Here is a 24,809-nt window from a genome sequence, read left to right as displayed (position 1 = left end):
GTCAGCGCTCCGCGTCGTAGTTGGTCATCACGGTGTAGAACACCCACGACAACAACAGGATGATGAGGAAGTAGACCAGCGACATTGCCGCAGCCGGACCAAGGTCGAACTGGCCTAGCGCCGTCTTGACGAGGTCGATCGACAGGAACGTCGTCGAATTGCCCGGACCGCCTCCGGTGACGACGAAGGGTTCGGTGTAGATCATGAAGCTGTCCATGAAGCGCAGCAGCACGGCGATCAGAAGCACGCGCTGCATCTTCGGCAATTGGATGTAGCGGAAGACTGCCCAGCGCGAGGCGCCGTCGATCTTGGCCGCCTGGTAGAAAGCGTCGGGGATCGAGACCAGACCGGCGTAGCAGAGCAGCACGACAAGGCTGGTCCAGTGCCAGACGTCCATGATGACGATCGTCACCCAGGCGTCGAACGGATCCTGCACGTAATTGTAGTCGATGCCGATGGCGTTGAGGTAGTAGCCCATCAGACCGATGTCGCTGCGCCCGAACACCTGCCAGATGGTGCCGACCACGTTCCACGGTATCAGCAGCGGCAACGACATCAGCACCAGGCACACCGGCACGCCCCAGCCCTTTTTCGGCATGTTGAGCGCGATGAAGATGCCGAGCGGTACCTCGATCGCCAGGATGATAAAGGAAAAGATCAGGTTGCGAACCATCGCTTCCCAGAAGCGGCTTGATGAAAGCAGTTCTTCGAACCACTCCGTGCCTGCCCAGAAGAAGACGTTGTTGCCGAAAGTGTCCTGCACCGAATAGTTGACGACCGTCATCAACGGAATGACAGCGGTGAAGGCCACCAGAACCAGCACCGGCAGCACCAGGAACCAGGCCTTGTTGTTCCAGGTCTTGTCCATCTATGCCCCCATCTCGACACGCCAGGAATCGGCATAGATGTTGATACCGGCCGGATCGAACCACACCTTCGGTTCGGCCGGAACGGTCTCGTCCTCGCCGATCACCGCCGCGATGTCGCGGCCCTCCAGCTTGGCGCGCACCACCTTGTGGCGGCCGACATCCTCGACCTTGGTGATTGAGACGGCCATGCCGTCGCGGCCGAGCCGTACATATTCTGGACGGATGCCAAGCTCGACGGCCCCGGCGCTGGCCTTCGGCACTCCAGGCAATTCGATCCGTTGCGAACCGAGTGTCGCCATCCTGCCTTCGATTGCCACCGGCACCACATTCATGCCTGGCGAGCCGATGAAATAGCCGACAAAAGTGTGACGCGGCCGCTCGAACAGTTCCGCCGGCGTGCCGATCTGCACGATGCCGCCATCATACATCACCACGACCTGGTCGGCGAAGGTCAGCGCCTCGGTCTGGTCGTGCGTGACATAGACCATCGTGTAGCCGAAGCGGCGGTGCAACTGCTTCAACTGCGAGCGCAGCACCCATTTCATATGCGGATCGATGACGGTCAGCGGTTCATCGAACAGGATGGCGTTGACGTCCGAGCGCACCAACCCGCGGCCGAGCGATATCTTCTGCTTCTGGTCGGCGGTCAGGCCCCTCGCCTTCTTCTTCGCCCAGGAGGCCAGGTCGATCATCTCCAGCGTCTCGCGCACCTTGCGGTCGACGTCGGCTTCCGGCACGCCGCGGTTGCGCAGCGGGAAGGCCAGATTGTCGTAGACCGTCATGGTGTCGTAGATGACCGGGAACTGGAACACCTGCGCGATGTTGCGCTCCTGCGTCGACAGGGTAGTCACGTCCCGGCCGTTGAACAGCAGCTGGCCGTGCGAGGGATGAAGCAGGCCTGAAATGATGTTGAGCAGCGTGGTCTTGCCGCAGCCGGACGGCCCGAGCAGCGCATAGGCACCACCATCCTCGAAAGTGTGGTGCACTTCGCGTAGCGCGAAATCGGCATCCGTGCGCGGGTTCGGCAGATAGGAATGCCTGACATGGTTGACGTCGATGCGTGCCATATCGTTCCTCCTAAGCCGCCAGCTTCGGCGCGGTCACGGCGCGGCCGTGCTCGTCGAAGACCATGATGTGACGCGGGTCGATGAACACCTCGACCACTGCATCGGTCTCGAAATCCCTGATGCCGTGGGTCAGCATCACCCAGCGCTCATCGGCAAAGTCGAGATGGATGAAGCTTTCGGACCCGGTGATTTCGGTGATCGTGACCTTTGCCCGCACCGACGCCGCGGAGGCATTGGGCCGGTCGAGCGAAAGATGGTGCGGCTGGAAGCCAATCGTATAGTTCGTATCGGTGATGCCGGCGAGTTCTGAGGGCACCGGCAGCTTGACACCACCCTCGAGCAGGAAGTCCGGGCCTTTCTTGGCCAGCACGATGGTGTTGAGCGGAGGATCGGCGAAGGTCCTGGCCGTCACCAGATCGACCGGTTTGCGGAATACGTCGATGGTCGGCCCGAACTGGGTGATGCGGCCTTCCGACAGCGTTGCCGTGTTGCCGCCGAGCAGCAGGGCCTCGTGCGGCTCGGTGGTGGCATAGACGAAGATGGTGCCGGCGGCGGCAAAGATCCTCGGCAGCTCGGCCCGCAATTCCTCGCGCAGCTTGTAGTCGAGATTGGCAAGCGGCTCGTCGAGCAGCACCAGGCTGGCATTCTTGACGATGGCACGCGCCAGCGCCGTGCGCTGCTGCTGGCCGCCCGACAGGCTGAGCGGGGTGCGGTCGAGATAGGGTGTCAGCTTGAGGAGTGCCGCCGCTTCGCGCACCTGGCTGTCGATTTTGTCCTGCTCGACGCCGGCCACCCTGAGCGGCGAAGCGATGTTGTCGTAGACGGTCATCGCCGGATAGTTGATGAACTGCTGGTAGACCATGGCGATCTTGCGCTTCTGCACCGGCGTGCCGGTGACATTCTGGCAGTCGAACCAGACCGAGCCGGAAGTCGGCACATCGAGGCCGGCCATCAGGCGCATCAGGCTGGTCTTGCCGGAAAGCGTGGGCCCGAGCAAAACGTTGAGCGAGCCGTGCTGAAGCGTCAGCGACACATCGCGGATGTGCTCGACCGCACCCACCGTCTTGGTGACATTCCTCAGTTCAAGCATGACGCCTCCTCCCAGGCTTTCCGCATCAGCTCAAAGCCCCCTTCATTCGGCAGCCGCGACATGCCGCCGGCTTATGCCGCGCATGAATTCATCGAGTGCCGCGACCTGCTCGCGGCTGAGATGCAGGCCGCGCTTGGTCCGCCGCCACAGAACATCTTCCGCCGTGACGGCCCATTCGTTTTCAACGAGATAGCGCACCTCGGCCTCGTGGAGATCGCCGCCGAAATTGCGGCCGAGATCGGCAATCGACTTGGCCAAGCCGAGCAGAACCTGTGCACGCGTCCCGTAGAGCCTCGTCAGCCGGCGCGCCAAGCGCTGGTCGAGGAAAGGATAGGCGCTTTTCAGCTTCGCCACCTGCGCATCGAAACCGGTGGCCGGAAAATCGCCGCCTGGCAGCGGCGCATCTGATGTCCACGGCTTGCCGCGCTTGCCGAGAAAACCTTCGACCTTCTCCAGCATCGATTCCGACAGCCGGCGGTAGGTGGTGATCTTGCCGCCAAACGCGTTGACCAGCGGCGCGGCGCCCTCGCCGCCATCGGCCTTCAGCACATAGTCACGTGTCGCTTCCTGCGCCTTGGAGGCGCCGTCATCATAGAGCGGACGCACGGCCGAATAGGTCCAGACGATGTCCGAACGCTTGACGGGAACCGCGAAATACTCGCTGGCCGCGGCGCAGAGATAATCAATCTCCGTGTCGCTGATCTTCACATCATGCGGATCGCCTGGATAATCCTGATCGGTGGTGCCGATCAGCGTGAACTCGTCCTCGTAGGGAATGGCGAAGATGATGCGGCCATCCTTGTTCTGGAAGAAATAGGCGCGCGGATCGTCGAACTTCTTGGCGATGACGATGTGGCTGCCCTGCACCAGGCGGACATTGTGCACGTCGTTGAGGCCGACAACGCCGGACAGCACGTGGTCGACCCAAGGACCCGCCGCATTGACCAGCAACCGTGCCTTGACCTCTTCGGTCTCGCCGGTCCGCAGGTTCTCGATCTTTATCGTCCAGATGCCGCCTTCGCGGCGGGCTCCGACCACTTTCGTGCGGGTCCGGATCGTTGCGCCCCGGTCAGCGGCGTCACGTGCATTCAGCGCCACCAGCCGCGCGTCGTTGACCCAGCCGTCGGAATATTCGAAAGCCTTCTTGAACAGTGGTTTCAAAGGCTTGCCTGCCGGGTCGCTTGTCATGTCGAGCGTCCTGGTCGCCGGCAGCAATTTGCGCCCGCCAATGTGGTCGTAAAGGAATAGGCCAAGCCGGATCAGCCAGGCGGGGCGCAGGCCCTTGGCGTAGGGCAGCACGAAGCGCATAGGCCAGATGATGTGCGGCGCGTTCTTCCACAGAACCTCGCGCTCCATGAGCGCCTCGCGCACCAGGCGGAATTCGTAGAATTCGAGATAGCGCAGCCCGCCATGGATCAGCTTGGTCGAGCCGGACGAGGTTCCGCTGGCGAGATCGTTCATCTCGGCGAGAAAGACCGAAAACCCGCGCCCAACGGCATCACGAGCGATGCCGCAGCCGTTGATGCCGCCACCTATGACGAAAATGTCCCGGACTGAAGATGTGTCCACCTAATTCCTCCACGATTTCGCATTGCACCATTTTGGGTCTTTTGCGAAACCGTGGCGGAATTATTTCGAACTCATAACGAATGTCAAACGAAATATCACAGGCCTGTGAGAGGACCGTGAATTGCCTTAGCCAAGCGATGTCTCGATCAACTGAACCTCGGCCTCCTGGCAGATTTTGCGCACCGACGCGATATCGCAACGATCGGTGATGAAGGTGTTGACCTGCGACAGGTGACCAATGCGCACCGGCGCCGTACGCTCGAATTTGGTCTGGTCGGATACAAGGATGACGTGCCTGGCATTGGCGATGATCGCTTGCGCTACCTTCACCTCTCGAAAATCGAAGTCGAGCAAGGCGCCATCATGATCGATGGCAGAGGCGCCGATAACAGCATAATCGACTTTGAACTGCCTGATGAAATCGACTGCCGCCTCGCCGACGACACCCCCGTCCGAGCCGCGCACCACGCCCCCTGCAATCACCACCTCGATCGAGGGGTAAATGCGCATCCTGTTGGCAACGTTAATGTTATTGGTGATGACCATCAGGCCGTCATGATCGAGCAATGCCTTGCTGACCGCTTCCGTCGTGGTGCCGATGTTGATGAACAGCGAGGCGTTGTCGGGGATCAACCTGGCCGCCGCGCGGCCGATCGCTTCCTTCTCGTCCGCCGCGATCTTGCGCCTGGCTTCATACTCCATGTTCTCGATACCAGACGGGAACAAGGCGCCGCCATGAATGCGCGAAAGCAGCCGTTGGTCGCACAGATCATTGAGGTCCTTGCGTATGGTCTGCGGCGTCACGTTGAAATGCGTGGCCAGGTCATCGACCAGCACGCGGCCATTGTCCTTGGCCATCTGGATGATCTCGGCATGGCGCGGCGACAGGTACATCAGACAAGCTCCCGTTTTCGTTTTTCTTGCTTATAATCGAAAACGAAACCGTTGAAAAGGCATAAGCCGGCTAATGAAATCCGATGATTGTACGAATGAACCTCCGCGCGACCTTGATCCAGCCTTTTCAGACCGTGGCACGCGCAATTTCGGTAATGACGGCGAAAGCAGTATCGACATCCTCCGCCGTCGTATCGAACTGGCCGACCTGGAAGCGGATCGCCACCCTGCCATCGACTTTCGTTTGCGTCAGGTAGATGCGGCCATCGTCGTTGATCACATTGACCAGCCGCAGATTGTGCTCGTCGGCATCGGCGCCCGAGGCAGCCTTGTGCCGGAACGAAAACAGCGACAGCATCGGCTCGCTGACAATCTCGAAATCCGGCTCCCTTGCCAGACGCGTGGCAAGGCCTTCGCTCCAGGTGACATGGTTGCGGATCATGGTTCGCAGATTTTCCAGTCCATGGGCACGCAGCAGAAACCAAAGCTTCAGCGCGCGGAAGCGCCGGCCGAGCGGCACCGACCATTCTGAGAAGTTGATGATGCCGTCATGGCCGTGCGTCTTGAGATAGTCGGGCTTGATGGCCAGCGTCCTGATATGGCTCAAGGGGTCACGCAGGAACTGGATCGAGCAATCGAACTGCGCGCCGAGCCATTTGTGCGGATTGAAGACGATCGAGTCCGCGCCTTCGACACCGATCCAGAAATGCCGGAACTCCGGACAGATCATCGCCGACCCGGCCCAGGCGGCATCGACATGCAGGTAGAGCCCGTGCCGCCGGGCAATCTCCGCGACCGCTGCAATATCGTCCGTGCCGCCGGTGCTGGTGCCGCCGACGCAGGCGATAATGCCGGCCGGCAGCATGCCGGCTTTCCGGTCGGCGATGATGGCTGCTTCCAGGGCCGCCGTGTCCATGGCGCGAAAACGGCCGGCGACCGGAATGCGCACCAGATTGTCCTCACCGATGCCTGACACCCAGATCGCCCGGTCGATCGATGTATGCACCTGGTCGGAAGAATAGATCCGCAACCTCGACTGTCCAACCAGGCCCTTTTTGTTGCCTTGCCAATCGAGCGCTCGCTCGCGCATCGTCAGCACGGCGTTCAGTGTCGCCGAGGAGGCCGAATCCTGGATGACGCCGGAAAAGCCTTCCGGCAGGCCGAGCGCCTGGCGCATCCAGTCGACGGTGCGCGTTTCAAGCTCGGTCGCCGCCGGTGACGTCTGCCAAAGCATGCATTGCGCGGCCATCGCCGACACCAGATACTCCGCCACCACCGAGACCGGCGCGGCGTTTGCCGGGAAATAGGCGAAGAAACGCGGGTGCTGCCAATGGGTCATCCCCGGTACGATCTTGGCTTCAAAGTCGGCGAAAATCCTGTCCATCGGTTCCGCCTCTTCGGGCGGCGACGCCTCGATGCTCCTGAAAATGTCGCCCGGCTCGACCAGCGGCCGCACCGGCTGCTCACGCAAATTGTTGCGATAGTCGGCACCCCAATCGGCGGCGCGTTGCGACCATTCCCGGAAATCATCATTGTTCATCTTGTCCTCCCGACATGATCCTTCGCTGCCGGTGGTTGCCGCCGGCTCTTCAGATATTAATTAACATGTGAAATAATTGCAACCGCCGTCAAATGGCGAAACAGCGGACTAGCCAGGAAAATCCGGCAAACTGGCGAAAGCCGTCTTTAGGGCATTCGACCATCCGTCGGAGATCGTGCGGTAATACTGATCGTCCTGGGCGATCCGCTTTTTCAGGCCGACCTGAAAGGCGTCCTGTTCCAGGAAAAGCAGGTCGAGAGGCAAGCCGACCGACAGGTTCGACTTCAACGTCGAATCGAACGACACCAGCAGGAGTTTCACCGTCGCGGCGAGGCTCATCGTCTTTTCGTAGGCGCGAATGATGATCGGTTTGCCGTATTTGGTTTCGCCGATCTGGAAGAACGGCGTGTCGTCGGTCGATTCGATGAAATTGCCTTCGGGATAGATCATGAAAAGGCGCGGCGGGCTGCCCTTGATCTGCCCGCCGAGGATGAAGGAGGCATTGAAATAGGAATCGGCCTTCTCGCCGGCGGGCGACGACTGCGCGATCACCTCTTTCACCGTGTCGCCAACCAACCGCACCGTCTGGTACATGGACGGCGTTTCGAGCAGCTTCTCGTGCCGGTCGGTCACCGCCTTGGTGCGCTCGTCGAGCAGGCTGACCACGGCCTGCGTCGTCGCCAGATTGCCGGCCGACATCAAGACGATGACACGCTCGCCAGGCTGTTCCCAGACATGCATCTTCTTGAAGGTCGAGATCGAATCCATGCCGGCATTGGTGCGCGTGTCCGACATGAACACGAGCCCGCGATCGATCTTGAGGCCGACGCAATAGGTCATGGAATCTCTTAAGGCAGCAATCCCTGGGGGATTACTGCTCTACCGTGACGGTGACCGCAAGCAGTTCTTCCGCCTGTCCCAGCCGAATTCCCGACACCGGCGAAGCGTCACGGTAGTCGCGGCCGGTGGCCACCTTCACATAGCGTTCGTCGGGAGAAATACCGTTGGCGGGATCGAAGGCAACCCAACCGAGGCCCGCGACATGGGCTTCGGCCCAGGCGTGGCTCGCCGCCTGCTCCACCGCATCCATCATCAGATAGCCGCTGACGTAGCGGGCCGGAAATCCCATGGCGCGCGCGGCGGCGGCAAAAATGTGGCTATGATCCTGGCAAACGCCGGTTTTCAGCTCCAAGGCCTCCTCGGCCGAGGTTGTCGCATTGGTGGTTCCCGGCGTGTAGGCGACGCGTTCGCCGATGGCGGCCATCAGCCGATGCAGCCTTTCGAGGTCGTTGCCCTTGCCGATTGCCTCGGTAAGATCACGGATGCCGCCGCCTATGGTGGTCAAAGCGGTTTCCTGCGCGAACAACCAGAGTGGCGCGAAGCCTTGATGCGGCCCGCAAACGCCCGATGTATCGCGCGTCACCACCTCGCCCAACGCTTCGACTGTGATGAAGTCGTGGTCACCTTCGACGCTCAACAGCCTGTTATCGTTGCCGAAATGGTCGGAAAATCGCACTTCCTCGCGCGCGCCTTCGACCTTCAGCGCCCAGGACAGCACGGTCTGGGTCGGACCGCTCATGGGCAGAAGTCGCAGCCTCTGAAGCAAATACTGCACCGGTGCGTCGTAGCGGTATTCGGTCCGGTGCGTGATTTTCAGCCGCATGGCTTCCTCAATAAAACCTGTAGTCCTGCGCGATCTCGTCGCCGAGCCTGGTGTTGTCGCGGATGAACCCGGCCAGGAACTCATGCAGACCGGTGTCGAATATATCCTTGATCGACCCTGCCCTCAGCATTGCCTGCGTCTTTTCCGCCGTTGCGTGACACGCATGGCGCTCGCCATAGTCGTCGGAGAGGAACTTCAGATGCTCTGCCAGGAAGCGATAGCAGAAGGTCAGCGACCGCGGCATGCGGACGTTGAGGATCAGGTAGTCCGCGATATTGGTCGGCTTGTAGTCGGCGTCGTAGACCCAGCGGTAGGAGCGATGCGCCGATACCGAGCGCAGGATCGATTCCCACTGATAGTTGTCGAGCGTCGAGCCGACCCATGAGATCGACGGCAACAGCACGTAGTATTTCACGTCGAGGATGCGCGCGGTGTTGTCGGCGCGCTCGACATAGGTGCCGAGCTGCGAGAAATCGAAAATCTCGTTGCGCAGCATGGTACCGTAGAACGAGCCACGGATCAGCGCGGTCTCGCGCTTGATCGCGTCGAGCACGTTGGGCAGGTCGCGCTCGTCGATCGGCCTCGCCAGCATCCGTTTCAGCGCCATCCAGGCTTCGTTGATGCTCTCCCAGGTCTCGCGCGTCAGCGCGGTGCGCACCATGCGCGCATTGTTGCGGGCAGTCTCGATCGACGACATCGTGCTCGATGGGTTCGACGTGTCGCGCAAAAGGAAATCAGAGACATTGGCCGCCGTATAGTCCGGGTATTTCTGCTTGAAGGCGACGTCGGAGCCGGCGCTGAGCAGCACCGAATTCCATTCCTCGGACGCATTCTGGGTGCGGGTCAGCGCCATGCGCAGCCCGGCGTCGACCAGCCGCGCCATGTTTTCCGCCCGCTCGATATAGCGGTTCATCCAGTAGAGCCCGTTGGCGGTGCGGCCGAGAAGCATGGAATGGCCCTTCGGGCTAGTGAGTAGGGAATAGCGAGCAGCGAATAGCAAGCGATTGAATTTCAACGGAATATGGCATTTCCCTGTCCCCTCTGCTTCCACTACTGACTACTGACTATTCCCTACTCACCCATTTTAATCATCCAGCACCCACGTATCCTTCGTCCCGCCGCCCTGAGAGGAATTGACAACCAGCGAGCCTTCCTTCAGCGCGACACGCGTCAGCCCACCAGGCACGATCTGGATGCGGTCGGAAACCAGCACATAAGGCCGCAAGTCGACGTGGCGCGGCGCCAGCCCCTTTTCAGTCAGGATCGGACAGGTCGAGAGCGCGAGCGTCGGCTGGGCGATGTAATTAGACGGCTTGGCCTGCAGCTTCTTGGCAAAATCCTGACATTCTTTCTTGGTCGCCGCCGGGCCGACCAGCATGCCGTAGCCGCCGGAACCATGCACTTCCTTGATCACAAGCTCGTGGATGTGTTCGAGCACATATTTCAGGCTGTCCGGCTCCGAACAGCGCCATGTCGGGATGTTGCCGAGGATGGCCTTGCGGCCGGTGTAGAATTCGACGATCTCCGGCATGTAGGAATAGATCGCCTTGTCGTCGGCAATGCCGGTTCCCGGCGCATTGGCGATGGTGATATTGCCGGCGCGGTAGACATCCATGATGCCGGGTATGCCAAGGGCCGAATCCGGCCTGAAGGTCAGCGGGTCCAGGAAAGAATCATCCACGCGGCGGTAGAGAACGTCGATCTGCTTGTAGCCTTCGGTCGTCCGCATCGCGACATGGCCGTCGACGACGCGCAGATCCTGCCCCTCCACCAGTTGCACGCCCATCTGATCTGCAAGGAAGGCGTGTTCGAAATAGGCGGAATTGAAACTGCCGGGCGTCAGAACCGCGATGGTCGGCGCGCCCTTGGTGCCTTGTGGCCGCACCGCCGCCAGCGACTGGCGCAGCAGCTGCGGATAATTCTCCACCGGCCGCACCTTGATCTTCTGGAACAGCTCGGGGAACAGTTGCATCATCGTTTCGCGGTTCTCTAGCATGTAGGAGACACCGGACGGCGTGCGCGCATTGTCTTCCAGCACGTAGAACTCGTCCTCGCCGATACGCACGATGTCGACGCCGATGATGTGGGTGTAGACGCCGGCCGGCGGCCGCACGCCAATCATTTCCGGGAGGAACGCCTCGTTCCTGGCGATCAGGTCCCTGGGGACGCGGCCGGCGCGAAGGATTTCCTGGCGATGGTAGATGTCGTCGAGGAAGGCGTTCAGCGCCTGTACGCGTTGCTCGATGCCTTGCGTCAGGCGGCGCCACTCATTGCCTGAAATGATGCGGGGAACGATATCGAAAGGGATCAGCCGTTCGGATGCTTCCTGCTCGCCGTAGACCGCAAACGTGATCCCGGTCTTGCGGAAGACGCGTTCGGCATCCTGCATCTTTTCGGTAAGTCTGGCTGGATCCTGCTCCTTCAGCCAGCGATCGTAAGCCGAATATGGTCTTCTAAGTCCGGAGACCTCCGGAAGCATTTCATCGAACGCGGCCAATCGCATACTCCCCTGTGACGCCATTTCACTGGCGTCGTCGGAGAAAATCAAGCGCAATCGGTGATTTGGGAGATGCGGACGATCAGTATGTTGCGGCTGCTTAAAATTGAGGCAGCTAAAATATGAGCTTGATCAGGCTTTGCCTCATGCCCGGGCAAATGCCTCGCGCTGCTAAAAGGCGCGGAAGGTGACGACGGTGAACGTGTCCTTGATGCCGGGAAGAATCTGCACCTTCTCGTTGACGAAATGGCCGACGTCTTCCTCATCGTCGACATAGAATTTGGCGAGCAGATCGTAATTGCCGGCGGTGGAATAGATTTCCGAGGCGATCTCGGCGTCGGCAAGCGCGCTGGCAACCTCATAGGATTTGCCCAGCTCGCATTTGATCTGCACGAAAAACGCCTTCATGGCTTCGTCCCGCTAACTTCCAGGTCCAGCGGCCCTTCTGGCAGACTGGAGGCGGCCTTTCAAGCGTTGGAATGCGCACTTGGCCGGGCACCTGCTTTGGCAACGGCCTCGCGCAGCACACGCTCTCTCCCTCGGGGTCCATCATTGGCGCCTCTGAAACCGTGAAGCACCGTCACCCATATGTTAGGATGCCTCCTGGAACAGCGTTTCTGGAGGCGGCTTTTCGAAGGGACGGTGGAGACAGGCCATGCGCCGCGGCTTTTTCGCATTCGCATTCGTTTCGCTCATGCTGGTTTCCCAGGCGTTTGCCGGCGATGCCGAGATCAAGGCTGGCCAGGCCGTCATCGACGGTCAATTGAAGGCCCTCGTCGCCAATGACGGCGCCAAGGCCTACAGCTTCGCCGCCCCGAATGTGAAGCAGGTATTCCCGACCGTCGACGCCTTCATGAACATGGTGATCAACGGCTATCCGCCTGTGCGCAGGCCACAGTCCTACTCTTTCGGCAAGGTCGAGCAGAGGGGCCCGGGTTCGATCGTCCAGCAGGTGCTGATCGTCGGCCCCGACGGCAAGGACTACGAGGCGGTCTACACGCTACAGCAACAGCCCGACGGCACGTTCCAGATCACCGGCTGCAGCCTGCGGGCGTCGAATTCGCTGAGCACGTGAATGCTGCAGCGTCGGAGCGTTACACCCCCGGGATATCGCCCCTCGCCCAGCCTTCGCTGATCTCCGCGCCGCGTGCCTCGAAGCTGCCCGCTTCGATCGCGGCCCGGATGTCCTGCATCAGCTTCTGGTAGTAGGAAAGGTTGTTCCAGGTCAGCAGCATCGCCCCGAGCGCCTCTTGCGAGCGCACCAGATGGTGCAGATAGGCACGCGAATAGTCGCGCGCCGCGGGGCAATCGCTCTCTTCGTCGAGCGGGCGCGGATCGTCGGCGTGGCGGGCGTTGCGCAGATTGACTTTGCCGCGCCTGGTATAGGCGAGACCATGCCGGCCGGCTCGCGTCGGCATCACGCAGTCGAACATGTCGATGCCGCGCGCCACCGATTTCAGGATATCGTCCGGCGTGCCCACGCCCATCAGGTAGCGCGGCTTGTTGTCGGGCAGTTCCGGGCACGTGATGTCGAGCATATCGAGCATCACCGCTTGCGGCTCGCCGACAGCCAGGCCGCCGACAGCATAGCCCTTCAGGTTCATCGCGCTCAGCGCCTGCGCCGAGCGCACCCTGAGCGCGGCGTTGTCGCCACCCTGCACGATGCCGAACATCGCCTTGCCTGGCTGGTCGCCGAACGCCGTCTTGCAGCGCTCCGCCCAGCGCAGCGACAGTTCCATGGCGCGCTCGATCTCTTTCACCTCGGCAGGCAGCGCCGTGCATTCGTCGAGCTGCATCTGGATGTCGGAATCGAGCAATCCTTGAATTTCTATGGAGCGCTCCGGTGACATTTCATAGGCCGCGCCATCGATGTGCGAACGGAAGGTGACGCCTTTCTCGGTCAGCTTCCTCAGCGTCGACAGCGACATCACCTGGAATCCGCCGCTGTCGGTCAGGATCGGGTGCGGCCAGCGGGCGAATTCGTGCAGACCGCCGAGCCGCGCCACGCGCTCGGCCCCGGGCCGCAGCATCAGGTGATAGGTGTTGCCAAGGATGATGTCGGCGCCGACGCCGCGCACCTGGTCCATGTACATGGCCTTGACCGTGCCACCGGTGCCGACCGGCATGAAGGCCGGCGTGCGGATTTCGCCGCGCGGCATGTCGATCAGGCCGCGCCGCGCCTTGCCATCGGTCGCCAGCACCTTGAAGCTGAACGTCTCAGTCATTGAATTCCTTGTCGTGGACCGGCGCATCCGGCGCCTGCCTGTCGAGCGATTGACGGTACCGGATGCAGCCTCGCATGAATTTGGGCCATGGCGGCACGGCGATCGATGGCTGGGTCTTCTCAGGCAGCAGGTCCCACAGATCGGGGTGATGCCAGCACAGATCGTGGCCTGATGTATCGCGGTGCGCGCGAATGCCGGCGCGCAGCTTTTTCACTTCCGCGATCAGGCTTTCGCGATCGAGGGTTTGCAGATCATCGTCCATCGCTCATCTCCGCTCGGTAAAGCAGGCTTGCATCGCCATAGGAGTAGAACCTGTAACGGTTCGCGATGGCATGCGCATAGGCGGCACGCATCGTGTCGAGGCCGCTGAAGGCCGAGACAAGCATGAACAATGTCGAGCGCGGCAGATGGAAATTGGTCATCAGCATGTCGGCGGTGCGAAAGCGGTAACCGGGCGTGATGAAAATGTCGGTCGGTCCGGACCATGGCGCCAGCGTGCCGTCTTCACGCGCCGCGCTCTCCAGCAGGCGCAGCGAGGTCGTACCGACGGCAACGATGCGCCCGCCCCTCGCCTTCGCGGCGTTGAGCGCCTCGGCGGTCGCCGCGCTGACCGAGCCGATCTCGGCATGCATCTTGTGGTCGGCGGTGTCGTCCGCTTTCACCGGCAGGAACGTACCGGCGCCGACATGAAGCGTGACGAAGTGGCGTTCGATGCCCTTGGCATCCAGCGCCGCGAAAAGTTCCGGTGTGAAATGCAGGCCCGCGGTGGGTGCCGCTACCGCACCCTCTTCCCTGGCATAGATGGTCTGGTAATCGGCACGATCGCGCTCGTCGTCGTCGCGCTTCGAGGCGATGTAGGGCGGCAGCGGAATGTGGCCGACCGCGTGCAGCGCTTCGTCGAGGAAAGGCCCGGATAGATCAAAGCCGAGCAGCGCTTCACCGCCCTCGCCTTTTTCGATCACGGTGGCGTCGAGCTGGCCGAGGAAACAGGAATTGCCGTCATGGCCGAAATGGATGCGGTCGTCGGCGGCGATGCGCTTTCCCGGCCGCATGAACGCTAGCCAACGGTCAGGAGCCATGCGCATGTGCAGCGTGGCCTCGACCTGCGCTTGTGCTTCGCCGCGCCGCCTGATGCCCTTCAGCTGCGCTGGAATGACCATGGTGTCGTTGAAGACCAGCACGTCGCCGGCGCCGAGCAAGGACGGCAGATCGCCAACCGTCCGGTCCTCCAGCTCCTCGCCCGGCTTGATGACGAGCATTTTGGCGCTGTCGCGCGGTTCCGCCGGGCGAAGCGCGATACGCTCCTCCGGCAGGTCGAAATCAAAGAGGTCGACGCGCATCGGGAATCAAAACAGCCGAACGAGCAGCGCTCCGGCCAGCAGAAGCACCGCGCCGGCGATCCGGCCGAGCGAGATTTCACGCACCGCGACGCCAAGGAAGCCGACGCGGTCGATGAGCATGCCGGCGATCAACTGACCGGCCACCAGGAACGCCATCAGGGCGGCGGCACCGATGCGTGGCGTCAGGATGGTGGAGAGCGTGACATAGAAGCCGCCGAGCATGCCGCCGGCGACGAACAACCACGGCGCCGGCGCCTTCCAGTCGAGCGATATGCCTTGCAGCTTCACCACCGTGACCGAGATGATGCCAAGCACGACCGCGCCCGACAGGAATGAAAACGCGGCCGCCGCGACAGGAAGACCCAGGCCGCGTGCAAGCTGCGAGTTGATCGGCGCCTGAATGGCAATGAAGGCGCCGGACAGGATGCCGAGAAGCGACCAGACGACGCCCATCATTGTCGTTTCGCCTTACTTGACGTCTGCCGCGACCTTCAGCGACACGATCTTGTCGGGATCCTGCACAGGCTCGCCGCGCTTGATCTTGTCGACATTGTCCATGCCTTCGATGACCTGGCCCCAGACCGTGTACTGGCGGTTGAGGAAAGCGGCATCGTCGAAGCAGATGAAGAACTGCGAGTTGGCCGAGTTCGGGTTCTGCGAACGAGCCATCGAGCAGGTACCGCGCCCGTGGTTCGCGTTGGAGAATTCAGCCTTCAGGTCAGGCTTTTCAGAGCCGCCCATGCCAGCGCGCGACGGCGCAAACGAGGGCTTGCTCGAATTGCCGAACTTGACGTCGCCGGTCTGCGCCATGAAGCCCTCGATGACGCGATGGAAGACGACGCCGTCATAGGCGCCTTCGCGCGCCAGTTCCTTGATGCGGGCGACATGGCCGGGGGCCAAATCGGGAAACAGTTCGATGACGACCTTGCCCTTGGTCGTTTCCATGATGAGCGCGTTCTCGCGATCCTTGATCTCAGCCATGTCAGATATCCTTTTGAAAAATTGAATTATTTGTCAGCGGCGATGCGCACTTTGATCATCCGGTCGGGCTCGGTGACCGTGCCGTTGTCCGCCTCGTCGCCCTTCTTGATCTTGTCCACCAGGTCCATGCCGCTGACGACATTGCCGACGATGGTGTACTGGCCATCGAGCGGCGGTGCCGGTGCGAACATGATGAAGAACTGCGAATTGGCGGAATTCGGATCCTGCGAGCGGGCCATGCCGACCACGCCACGCTTGTAGTGCTCGGTCTGCGAAAATTCGGCCGGCAGGTCGGGCAGGTCCGAGCCGCCGGTGCCGACGGCCTGCGCATTGAAACCCTTCTCCATGTTGCCGAACTTGACGTCGCCGGTCTGCGCCATGAAGCCGTCGATGACGCGATGGAAAGCGACATTGTCATAGGCATGATCGCGCACCAGCTTCTTGATCTGGGCAACATGCTTGGGCGCCAGGTCGGGGCGCAGCGCGACGGTCACGTCGCCATCTTTCAGCGTGATGATCATGGTGTTTTCCGGGTCGGCGGCATAGGCCGAAACGGACGCGGTCAAAAGACCGGCGAGCACAACAAAGAATGAGGCGAGCCTTTTGAGCTGCATGAGGATTTTCTCCGAGCTTATTTCGCGAATTTTGCGGTGAGCGCACCGGCCACCGCCGCCGGCACGAAGGGGCGGATGTCGCCACCCATCGAGGCTATCTGGCGCACAAGTGTGGCGGTAATGGTTCGCACCGACGGGCTGGCGGGCAGGAAAACCGTCTGCAGCTCCGACGCCATGGTTTCGTTCATGCCGGCCATCTGCATTTCGTAGTCGAGGTCGGTGCCATCGCGCAAACCGCGGATCATGATTGATGCGCCTTCTCTTCTGGCGGCATCGATCACCAGCCCATCGAAAGCAACCACTTTGATGCGGGCGCCATCGCGGCCGAATTCGGCTTTCGTGGCGGCTTCGATCAACCGCACCCGCTCCTCGAAGGAGAACAGCGGCTTCTTGCCCGGATGAATGCCGATGGCGGCATAAACGATGTCGGCAACCGCCAGCGATGCTTTCAGCACATCGAGATGGCCGTTGGTCAGCGGGTCGAATGAGCCGGCATATAGGGCGATGCGTTCGGTCATGCGGGAGCTTCTAGCGAGCCTCTCTCACAAAGGCAAATCCGATCAGCAGGCGGCCCGTGAACCTTTTCCGGCACATGAACGACAGATGAATACGCTGATCACGAAGCCTTCACGCAGCGTTCACTAGGTTCCACCCTTAATAAGATGAAACCAAACTCCCATATATCCGTTGGTAAGACGCAGGAGAACACGCACATGCTGATCTACATGCTCGCCACAGCGATGACCGTCGCCATGCTGATCGCCACAGTATTCGGGCTGCATCAGGAGGCACAGCGCATCCGCGTCAAGGCAACCACCAAGCGCTTCGAAGGCTTCGGCTCGCGCAAGCCGTATCGTCACTACTAAGTCAGTATTGACTTGCTGCCGCGCCCGGCGACTAGGCCGGCGTTGCTATGTCAAACCCGCCCCAGGAGCTATTCGGCGCTATCCGGACCGTCAGTCGTCGAATTGGGCTCCGCGCCATCCTCGACGGCCTCCTCCACTTCCTCGTCCGATTGCGGCTCCGAGATTCGCTCGACCGAAACCACCTTTTCACCTTCAGCCGTGTTGAAGATGGTCACGCCCTTGGTGGCGCGGCTGGCGAAACGGATGCCGTTGACGGGCACCCGAATGACGGTGCCGCCGTCCGAAACCAGCATGATCTGATCGTCGTTGCCGACCGGGAAAGTTGCCACCAGACGGCCGATTTCGGCCGTCTTCGAGACATCTGTGGCTCGGATGCCCTTGCCGCCACGCCCGGTCAGGCGGAAATCATAGGACGAAGAGCGCTTGCCGTAGCCATATTCAGTCACTGTCAGCACGTATTGTTCGTGCATCTTGAGGAACTCGTAGCGTTCGTCTGAAAGCTCCGTCTCCTCGCCGACCTCTTCGTTGGTCAGCGCGATCTCTTCCTCTTCACCGGCGGCGATACCGGCGGCAAGCCGCCGTTCGGCCGCCGCCCGCTTGAGATAGGCGGCGCGTTCGGCCGGCGGCGCATCGACATTCTCGATCACCGACATTGAGATGATGCGGTCGGTGTCTGCCATGGTGATGCCGCGCACACCGACCGAGTTGCGGCTCTGGAAGACGCGCACGTCGCCGACCGAGAAGCGGATGCACTGGCCGGAGCTGGCGGTCAAAAGCACGTCGTCATTGTCGGTGCAGGTCTCGACGCCGAGGATCTCGTCGCCCTCCTCCTCCAGCTTCATGGCGATTTTGCCGTTGCGGTTGACCTGGACGAAGTCGGACAGTTTGTTGCGGCGCACGGTTCCGCGCGTGGTGGCGAACATCACGTCGAGTTCGCCCCAGCTCGTCTCGTCCTCGGGCAGCGGCATGATCGTGGTGATGCGCTCGCCCTGCTCCAGCGGCAGCATGTTGATCAGTGCCTTGCCGCGTGACTGCGGATTGCCGATCGGCAGGCGCCAGACCTTTTCCTTGTAGACGATGCCGCGCGAGGAGAAGAACAGCACCGGCGTGTGCGTGTTGGCGACGAACAGCCGGGTGACGAAATCCTCTTCCTTGGTCGACATGCCGGAGCGGCCCTTGCCGCCGCGGCGCTGCGCCCGGTAGAGCGAAAGCGGCACGCGCTTGATGTAGCCGGAATGGCTCACCGTCACGACCATGTCCTCGCGTTGGATCAGGTCCTCGTCTTCCATGTCCGCGCCGCCGTCGGTGAGCTCGGTGCGGCGTGGCGTGCCGAACTCGTCGCGTACGGCGGCGAGCTCGTCCTTGACGATCTGCTGAATGCGCGCGCGAGACGACAGGATGTCGAGGTAGTCCTTGATCTCGTCGCCGATCGTGTTCAACTCATCGGCGATTTCGTCGCGGCCGAGCGCGGTCAGGCGCTGCAGGCGCAGTTCGAGGATGGCGCGCGCCTGTTCCTCGGACAGATTGTAGGTACCGTCCTCGTTGATGCGGTGGCGCGGATCGTCGATCAGAAGGATCAGCGATTCGACGTCACCCGCGGGCCAGCGCCGCTCCATCAACTGCTCGCGCGCCGTCTGCGGATCCGGCGCGGTGCGGATAAGCTTGATCACTTCATCGATGTTGGCGACGGCGATTGCCAGACCAACCAGCACATGGGCGCGGTCGCGCGCCTTGCGGAGCAGGAACTTTGTCCGCCGGCTGATCACCTCCTCGCGGAAGGTGACGAACGCCGTCAGCATGTCGGTCAGGTTCAGCAGTTCCGGCTTGCCGCCGTTCAGCGCCACCATATTGGCGCCGAAAGACGTCTGCAGCGGGGTGAACCGGTAGAGCTGGTTGAGGACGACGTCGGCGACGGCGTCGCGCTTGAGCTCGATGACGACACGATAACCCTGACGGTCGCTTTCGTCGCGGATGTCGGAAATACCCTCGACGCGCTTGTCGCGCACCAGTTCGGCCATCTTCTCGATCATCGAGGCCTTGTTCACCTGATAGGGAACCTCGGTGATGATGATCGATTCGCGGTCGTTGCCGCGCTGTTCGATGTTGACCTTGCCGCGCATGACGATGGAGCCGCGGCCGGTGGAATAGGCGCTGTAGATACCGGAGCGGCCAAGCACGATGCCGCCGGTCGGGAAATCGGGGCCCGGAATGATCTCGATCAGCGCCGGCAGGTCGATCGCCGGATTGTCGATGACGGCGATGGCGGCGTTACAGACTTCGCCGAGATTGTGTGGCGGGATGTTGGTGGCCATGCCGACGGCAATGCCGCCCGAGCCGTTGACCAGCAGATTGGGAAAGCGCGCCGGCAGAACCTTCGGCTCGGTGTCCGAGGCATCATATGTGTCCTGGAAATCGACGGTATCCTTGTCGATATCCTCCAGCAGCTCATGCGCGACCTTGGTCAGGCGCGATTCGGTATAGCGCATCGCGGCCGGCGGATCGCCGTCGATCGAGCCGAAATTGCCTTGCCCGTCGATCAACGGCACGCGCAACGACCAGTCCTGCGCCATGCGTACCAAGGCGTCATAGATCGAGGCGTCGCCATGCGGATGGTATTTACCCATCACGTCGGCGACCGGACGCGCCGACTTCACATATTTGCGGTTCCAGTGGTAGCCGCTCTCATGCGCCGCATAGAGAATGCGACGGTGCACCGGCTTCAGGCCGTCGCGGACATCGGGCAACGCACGGCTGACGATCACGCTCATGGCGTAAGAAAGATAAGAACTCTGCATCTCCTCTATGATGGAGATGGGTTCGATGCCGGTGGGGCCGCCGTCGGCGCCGCGCGGTGTCTTTTGGTCGGTCAAATCGGATCACAATCTAAACAGGAATCACTCGCTGCTTATATAGGAAGCGAGGCTGAAACTCCAATGTCCGCGGCACTTTTCCAGTGTCATTTTTAGTGGTAATTTCAAAAGGATACCACTAATTGCGACGATATGGCCACGGCGCTTTCGCCGCCAGTAAGGCAAAAGCCGGCAATGGACCGTTTCCCCCAGTCGAAAGCAGCGAGCGCGATGAGCCTGAGCTCGTGGCTGCCTTTGCGGGCGCTGCGCGGTTGGACACCGCGGGATCTCAATGGCGATCTGATCGCCGGTATGACACTGGCCGCGATCGCCATTCCCGAACAGATGGCGACAGCCAGGCTCGGCGGCTTTGCGCCCGAGGTCGGGTTTTTCGCCTTTGTCGCCGGTTCGGTGGCGTTTGCGCTGTTCGGCGCCAATCGCCACCTTTCGGCCGGCGCGGATTCGACCATCACGCCTTTGTTTGCCGGCGGCCTCGCCATGCTGGCCGCGTCCGGTTCGCCGCACTATCTGGCGCTGGCCGCCATACTGGCGCTGATGGTCGGGCTGATTGTGACGTTGAGCGGCATCCTTCGCCTTGGCTGGCTTGCCGATCTTTTGTCGGTTCCGGTCACCACGGGATTTCTGGCCGGCATCGCCGTCCATATCATCGTTTCACAGATGCCCGGACTGCTCGGCTTGCCCTCCGAGAGCGGTGAAACCTTACGACGTGTCGGCGAGATTGCCGGCAGTCTCCATCTCACCAATCCCTGGAGCCTCGGGCTCGGCCTTGGCGTGTTCGCGATCGTCCTTGGCGCCGACCACATCAGCCCACGCATTCCCGGCGCCTTGATTGGCATGGTGCTCGCCACATTGGCGGTCGCCGCCTTCGGCCTCGAGAATCGTGGCGTCGAGGTGCTTGGCGCCCTGCCCAATGGACTGCCGCACGCCGGACTGCCGCTTGCCAGTCTCAACGATGTGCAGGCGCTCGTTCCGCTGGCACTGCTGATCGCCATCGTCGTCATGGTGCAGACGGCCGCCACGTCCCGCTCCTTCGCCCAGCAGGGCGACGCGCCCGACGTCAATCGCGATTTCGTTGGTGTCGGCGCCGGCAGCATCGCGTCCAGCCTGTTCGGCGCCTTCGCCGTCAACGCCAGCCCACCACGCACGGCAATCGTCTCCCAGTCGGGCGGCCGCTCGCAATTCTCGAGCCTTGTTGCAGCGGCGATCGTTCTGGCCCTTGGCGCCTTTGGCGGCGGTCTGCTCGCCGACGTCCCGCAGGCCGCCCTCGCCGGGGTCCTGATGTTCGTCGCCCAGCACATTTTGCGCTGGAAGGTATTCGCCAGCGTCTACCGGCAGGCGCCGGTCGAATTCGCATTGATCCTGATCACCATGGCGGCCATCGTCGTGCTGCCCATCGAAACCGGCGTGGCGGTCGGCATCGGCCTCTCGCTGCTGCATGGAATCTGGAGCGCGACCCGGACGCTGCCGATCGAACTGGAACAAGTGCCGGGAACTTCGGTCTGGTGGCCGCCGGCCAAGCCGGGCGCTGGCGAAAAACTCCCCGGCGTGCTGGTCGCGGCGTTCCAGGCGCCATTGTCCTTCGTCAATGCCGACCGTTTCAAACGCGGCTTTTGCGATCTGGTCGACGCCGGCAAGGGCGATGTAAAACTCGCCGTGCTGGAGGCCAGTAACATTGTCGAGATCGACTACACCGCCGCCCAGGCATTGATCGAAACCATCGCCTATTGCCGCAATGCGGGCGCAATATTCGCCATTGCTCGAATGGAGTCGGTGCGTGCCCAAGAAGCCCTTGCAAGGTTCGGCATCATCGATCTCGTCGGCCCGCAGCGGATCTTTCACAGTGTCGATGCCGCCATCAGGGCTCTGCATTCCGGCCAGCCGGAAAACCAGGAGAGTACGCCATGGTCGTCCTGAGAGAACCGCTGGTGACCCCGGTTCCGGTCAAGGAACTGCGGCCAACGCAGATTACCGTCGGGATGCGCGAGGTGGACCTCAAACGCCAGCTGATCCGCTCGCAGAGCGCCGCGAAAACAGGCGCTTTTCTGGGCAAGCACATGATCCCAGTCGTGTTGGGGCCCAAAAAGCGCAACTACGTCACCGACCACCATCATCTCGCCCGCGCCCTGATCGACGAAGGTGTCAAGGATGTGCTCGTGACGGTGATCAGCGACCTGTCGGCCCTGGACAAGGACGCGTTCCTTTTCATGCTCGACAATCGCGGCTGGATGCACCCGTTCGATGAAAACGGCCAGCGCCGCGACTATGCCGCCCTGCCAAAGACCATCGGCGAACTCGTCGACGACCCCTACCGGAGCATGGCGGGCGAACTGCGGCGGCTGGGCGGTTATGCCAAGGACACCACCCCGTTCAGCGAATTCCTGTGGGCGGATTTCCTGCGCCGGCGCATCGACAGGAGTGCGGTGGCGAAAAATTTCGACAAGGCGATGAAGGACGCGCTCGTGCTGGCCAAGGGCAAGGACGCCGACTATCTGCCCGGCTGGTGCGGGCCGATCATGGACTGATGTCGCGGGTGTGACGCGACTTTTCAGCTGCGGCCCGCGCGCCTGGCGCGATAGCGGCCCGGCGTCTCGCCCATGACACGCCGAAACCGCCGATTGAACGTCGACAGATCATTGAAGCCGGCCCCGAAGGCAATTGCCGAGATGGCATCGTTCGACGTGCGCAATCGCACCGCCGCGCGATGCAACCGGGTCCTGAGCAGGTACTGATAGGGCGTCATGCCAGCGACCCTTCGGAAGCTGCGCAGGAAATGATAGGGACTGGTCGCGGTCTCATCCGCCAGCGCCGGAAGCGAGATCGGTCCGTCGGCATCCAGTTCGATCCGCCGTACCGCTTCGGCAACCCTTTTCTGATCGCGGCGGCTTGGGTCGCAACGGGCATGCGTGGCGCCGGAGATCGTGGTCACGGCGGCACCCGCGATGCGTAGGGCGAGCTCCTCGAATGCGCCCGTGTCGGCCATGTCGCGCGCGGCTTCCGCCTCGGCCAGCAGCGGCGCCAAGGCCTGCAACGGCGGCAGGCGTGGCGCCGCGAAGGGGAGCCTCCTGGCGCCCGGTACATCAGCCACGATCCGGTCCATATAAGCCGGCCCGAAACGGAAGGAGAGGCAGCGGTCGCCTCTGCCATGCTCGTGCCCGCATTCGTAGCATGTGCCGGAATTGCCGAGCAGGAGGCTGCCTGGCGCGAGCATTGCCGTACCTTGCTGCGCGCGGTAGCAAAATGAGCCGCTGGTGACCGCCGCGACGCAAAAATCCCGATGCGTCTCCTCGAACGGCCGATCGCCGGCGCTTGCCGTGCAGATCACATCCGCCACCTGCCAGCCAGGTCCCGATGCAAGGGTATTCGCGGTTACCGTCATGGCTGAAATATAGCAATTTTTCCCAAGCCCAGAACCCCGTCAGCGCCTATTCCTCGCGGTCTCCTGACAAGATGAGGCCGCTGCCATGTTCGATCAATCCTCGTTTGCCGAAGCCTTGCACAGTCCCGGACCGATCGAAGGTCTCGCCGAAAAACTGAACCTTTATGGCCGCTTCGTCGGTGCCTGGACGTTTGAAGCCTCGCGCCATCTCGAAGACGGCACGGTGCTGACCGGACGTGGCGAGGTGCATTTCGGCTGGGCGCTGGAAGGCCGCGCCATCCAGGATGTCTGGATCCTGCCCGCGCGTGACGCCGGCCCCTCGCCCTCGCTCGGCAAATGGACCTTTTACGGCACGACGCTGCGGGTCTATGACCCCGGCGTCGACGCCTGGCACATTTTCTGGAGCGATCCGCGCAACCAGTATTTCAGCCGCCAGCTCGGCCGCGCCGAAGGCGACACGATCGTGCAGGTCGGCGCCGATGGCACCGGCTCCTCCGTGCGCTGGAGCTTTTCGCGCATTACCGAAGATTCCTTCCGATGGCTCGGCGAGCGCTCGCACGACGGTGCGGACTGGCACCTCGAAGTCGAGTTCCTGGCGCGGCGGACGGCAACAAGATGAGGCTGTAATACATTGTAAGAATGGAGAAAAACATGTTCGATCATGTCTCAATCGGTGTCCGCGACGCCCAATATACCAGATACGAAAAGGCCTCGTGACTATGGCGATTTCTTCGTTTCTCACCGCTCTTGGATCCGAAGCTCCCACAGCCGATCGAGCGAAAGACATGGAGCTGTACGGATGGCTGATCGGAAGCTGGGAAATGGACACGGTCCGCCACCTTGACGATGGCACAATCCAGAAATGGACTGGAGAATGCCATTTCGGCTGGGTGCTTGAAGGCCGCGCGATTCAGGATATCTGGATCAGGCCAAGGCGCCCTGCGCGGTCCACTATGTATGGCACGACCTTGCGCATCTTCGATCCTGGGATCGGTGGCTGGCACATCATCTGGAGTGATCCGCTCAACCAGGATTACTCGCGCCAGATCGGGCGGGCCGACGGTAAGGACATTGTCCAGATCGGCGATGACTCGCGCGGTCTGCAAACTCGATGGCGTTTCACCGAGATCACGGCCAACAGCTTCCATTGGATCGGCGAGGAAAGACCTTCCGAGAGCGACCCTTGGCAAATCACCTATGAACATTTAGCCCACCGAACAAAGCGCGTCGCCTGAAACCGTTTCGACTCGACGCGCCATACCGCATCGAAGTCTCCAGCCTTCCGACAGTTCCCACCGACCGGGCTTTGCTCTACCAATGCGGGTACGGGCTTGTCCCGGCGGGAGGG

At 61.7% G+C, this 24,809-nt stretch carries 26 protein-coding genes; 6 read left to right on the top strand and 20 right to left on the bottom strand.

The window, feature by feature from the left end; genetic code table 11:
- Position 1: 1 nt before the first annotated feature.
- The 11 genes from FJ970_RS18985 to FJ970_RS18935 form a co-directional block, all read right to left on the bottom strand.
- Positions 2–868 carry a carbohydrate ABC transporter permease gene (locus FJ970_RS18985; RefSeq protein ID WP_140757504.1) on the bottom strand — a complete coding sequence of 289 codons (867 nt, stop codon included), beginning with the start codon at positions 866–868 and terminating at the stop codon, positions 2–4.
- Positions 869–1,936, bottom strand: a complete 1,068-nt coding sequence (locus FJ970_RS18980; protein WP_140757505.1) for an ABC transporter ATP-binding protein — start codon at positions 1,934–1,936, stop codon at positions 869–871.
- A gap of 10 nt (positions 1,937–1,946) precedes the next feature.
- Complete coding sequence (locus FJ970_RS18975; protein ID WP_140757506.1) at positions 1,947–3,026, bottom strand: ABC transporter ATP-binding protein; 1,080 nt, start codon at positions 3,024–3,026, stop codon at positions 1,947–1,949.
- Positions 3,027–3,068: 42 nt separating this feature from the next.
- The gene (gene glpD, locus FJ970_RS18970) at positions 3,069–4,595 is read right to left on the bottom strand and encodes a glycerol-3-phosphate dehydrogenase (RefSeq protein WP_140757507.1); all 1,527 of its coding nucleotides are present in this window, start codon (positions 4,593–4,595) and stop codon (positions 3,069–3,071) included.
- 126 nt (positions 4,596–4,721) lie between these two features.
- Complete coding sequence (locus FJ970_RS18965; protein WP_140503763.1) at positions 4,722–5,489, bottom strand: DeoR/GlpR family DNA-binding transcription regulator; 768 nt, start codon at positions 5,487–5,489, stop codon at positions 4,722–4,724.
- A gap of 127 nt (positions 5,490–5,616) precedes the next feature.
- Positions 5,617–7,029, bottom strand: coding sequence for a pyridoxal phosphate-dependent decarboxylase family protein (locus FJ970_RS18960; protein ID WP_140757508.1), 1,413 nt, complete (start codon positions 7,027–7,029; stop codon positions 5,617–5,619).
- Between the two features lie 108 nt (positions 7,030–7,137).
- On the bottom strand, positions 7,138–7,869 hold the full coding sequence (locus FJ970_RS18955) for a peptidase (protein WP_140757509.1): 732 nt from the start codon (positions 7,867–7,869) through the stop codon (positions 7,138–7,140).
- Positions 7,870–7,900: 31 nt separating this feature from the next.
- Positions 7,901–8,692, bottom strand: coding sequence for a transglutaminase family protein (locus tag FJ970_RS18950; RefSeq protein ID WP_140757510.1), 792 nt, complete (start codon positions 8,690–8,692; stop codon positions 7,901–7,903).
- Between the two features lie 7 nt (positions 8,693–8,699).
- Positions 8,700–9,641, bottom strand: a complete 942-nt coding sequence (locus tag FJ970_RS18945) for an alpha-E domain-containing protein (protein WP_140757511.1) — start codon at positions 9,639–9,641, stop codon at positions 8,700–8,702.
- Positions 9,642–9,776: 135 nt separating this feature from the next.
- Positions 9,777–11,189: a circularly permuted type 2 ATP-grasp protein gene (locus FJ970_RS18940; RefSeq protein ID WP_181178405.1), complete on the bottom strand. Its 1,413-nt coding sequence runs from the start codon at positions 11,187–11,189 to the stop codon at positions 9,777–9,779.
- Positions 11,190–11,360: 171 nt separating this feature from the next.
- Positions 11,361–11,597: an Lrp/AsnC family transcriptional regulator gene (locus tag FJ970_RS18935; RefSeq protein ID WP_010909609.1), complete on the bottom strand. Its 237-nt coding sequence runs from the start codon at positions 11,595–11,597 to the stop codon at positions 11,361–11,363.
- A gap of 247 nt (positions 11,598–11,844) precedes the next feature.
- Here FJ970_RS18935 and FJ970_RS18930 point away from each other — a divergent pair, with 247 nt between their 5' ends.
- Positions 11,845–12,264 (top strand): DUF4864 domain-containing protein, encoded by a 420-nt coding sequence (locus FJ970_RS18930; protein WP_140757513.1) that lies wholly within the window; start codon positions 11,845–11,847, stop codon positions 12,262–12,264.
- A gap of 19 nt (positions 12,265–12,283) precedes the next feature.
- On the opposite strand, the gene tgt is transcribed toward FJ970_RS18930, so the two are convergent.
- Genes tgt through coaD form a run of 7 tightly spaced genes read right to left on the bottom strand, consistent with a single transcriptional unit; the run spans position 12,284 to position 16,867 of the window.
- Positions 12,284–13,414 (bottom strand): tRNA guanosine(34) transglycosylase Tgt, encoded by a 1,131-nt coding sequence (tgt, locus tag FJ970_RS18925; protein WP_140757514.1) that lies wholly within the window; start codon positions 13,412–13,414, stop codon positions 12,284–12,286.
- A complete protein-coding gene (locus FJ970_RS18920; protein WP_140757515.1) occupies positions 13,407–13,676 on the bottom strand; it encodes a hypothetical protein in 270 nt (89 codons plus the stop codon). Before FJ970_RS18920 ends, tgt begins: the two co-directional genes overlap by 8 nt.
- The gene (gene queA / locus FJ970_RS18915) at positions 13,666–14,754 is read right to left on the bottom strand and encodes a tRNA preQ1(34) S-adenosylmethionine ribosyltransferase-isomerase QueA (RefSeq protein WP_140757516.1); all 1,089 of its coding nucleotides are present in this window, start codon (positions 14,752–14,754) and stop codon (positions 13,666–13,668) included. The genes FJ970_RS18920 and queA overlap by 11 nt, the downstream gene beginning before the upstream one ends.
- A gap of 6 nt (positions 14,755–14,760) precedes the next feature.
- Entirely contained in the window at positions 14,761–15,210 is a 450-nt protein-coding gene (locus FJ970_RS18910) for a DMT family transporter (protein ID WP_140757517.1), read from the bottom strand.
- A 12-nt stretch (positions 15,211–15,222) separates the two neighbouring features.
- Positions 15,223–15,735, bottom strand: coding sequence for a peptidylprolyl isomerase (locus FJ970_RS18905; protein WP_015317720.1), 513 nt, complete (start codon positions 15,733–15,735; stop codon positions 15,223–15,225).
- Between the two features lie 26 nt (positions 15,736–15,761).
- Positions 15,762–16,349, bottom strand: coding sequence for a peptidylprolyl isomerase (locus FJ970_RS18900; RefSeq protein ID WP_140757518.1), 588 nt, complete (start codon positions 16,347–16,349; stop codon positions 15,762–15,764).
- A gap of 17 nt (positions 16,350–16,366) precedes the next feature.
- Positions 16,367–16,867 (bottom strand): pantetheine-phosphate adenylyltransferase, encoded by a 501-nt coding sequence (gene coaD / locus FJ970_RS18895; RefSeq protein WP_140757519.1) that lies wholly within the window; start codon positions 16,865–16,867, stop codon positions 16,367–16,369.
- A 195-nt stretch (positions 16,868–17,062) separates the two neighbouring features.
- On the opposite strand from coaD, the gene FJ970_RS18890 reads away from it, so the two are divergent.
- On the top strand, positions 17,063–17,215 hold the full coding sequence (locus FJ970_RS18890) for a hypothetical protein (RefSeq protein WP_084636784.1): 153 nt from the start codon (positions 17,063–17,065) through the stop codon (positions 17,213–17,215).
- Positions 17,216–17,283: 68 nt separating this feature from the next.
- On the opposite strand, the gene gyrA is transcribed toward FJ970_RS18890, so the two are convergent.
- Complete coding sequence (gyrA, locus tag FJ970_RS18885; RefSeq protein WP_140757520.1) at positions 17,284–20,085, bottom strand: DNA gyrase subunit A; 2,802 nt, start codon at positions 20,083–20,085, stop codon at positions 17,284–17,286.
- Positions 20,086–20,295: 210 nt separating this feature from the next.
- Here gyrA and FJ970_RS18880 point away from each other — a divergent pair, with 210 nt between their 5' ends.
- Positions 20,296–21,999, top strand: coding sequence for a SulP family inorganic anion transporter (locus tag FJ970_RS18880; protein WP_227791844.1), 1,704 nt, complete (start codon positions 20,296–20,298; stop codon positions 21,997–21,999).
- Complete coding sequence (locus tag FJ970_RS18875; RefSeq protein WP_140757522.1) at positions 21,987–22,607, top strand: ParB-like protein; 621 nt, start codon at positions 21,987–21,989, stop codon at positions 22,605–22,607. The genes FJ970_RS18880 and FJ970_RS18875 overlap by 13 nt, the downstream gene beginning before the upstream one ends.
- Before the next feature lie 23 nt (positions 22,608–22,630).
- On the opposite strand, the gene FJ970_RS18870 is transcribed toward FJ970_RS18875, so the two are convergent.
- The gene (locus FJ970_RS18870; RefSeq protein ID WP_140757523.1) at positions 22,631–23,461 is read right to left on the bottom strand and encodes a helix-turn-helix transcriptional regulator; all 831 of its coding nucleotides are present in this window, start codon (positions 23,459–23,461) and stop codon (positions 22,631–22,633) included.
- Between the two features lie 85 nt (positions 23,462–23,546).
- On the opposite strand from FJ970_RS18870, the gene FJ970_RS18865 reads away from it, so the two are divergent.
- Positions 23,547–24,080 carry a hypothetical protein gene (locus FJ970_RS18865; protein ID WP_140757524.1) on the top strand — a complete coding sequence of 178 codons (534 nt, stop codon included), beginning with the start codon at positions 23,547–23,549 and terminating at the stop codon, positions 24,078–24,080.
- Between the two features lie 100 nt (positions 24,081–24,180).
- Entirely contained in the window at positions 24,181–24,696 is a 516-nt protein-coding gene (locus tag FJ970_RS18860; protein WP_227792185.1) for a hypothetical protein, read from the top strand.
- Positions 24,697–24,809 lie beyond the last annotated feature (113 nt).

This window comes from Mesorhizobium sp. B2-1-8, assembly GCF_006442545.2.
Taxonomy (GTDB): Bacteria; Pseudomonadota; Alphaproteobacteria; order Rhizobiales; family Rhizobiaceae; genus Mesorhizobium.
Note: the sequence above shows the minus strand (reverse complement) of the source record. Positions and strands in the feature narration are given on the sequence as shown.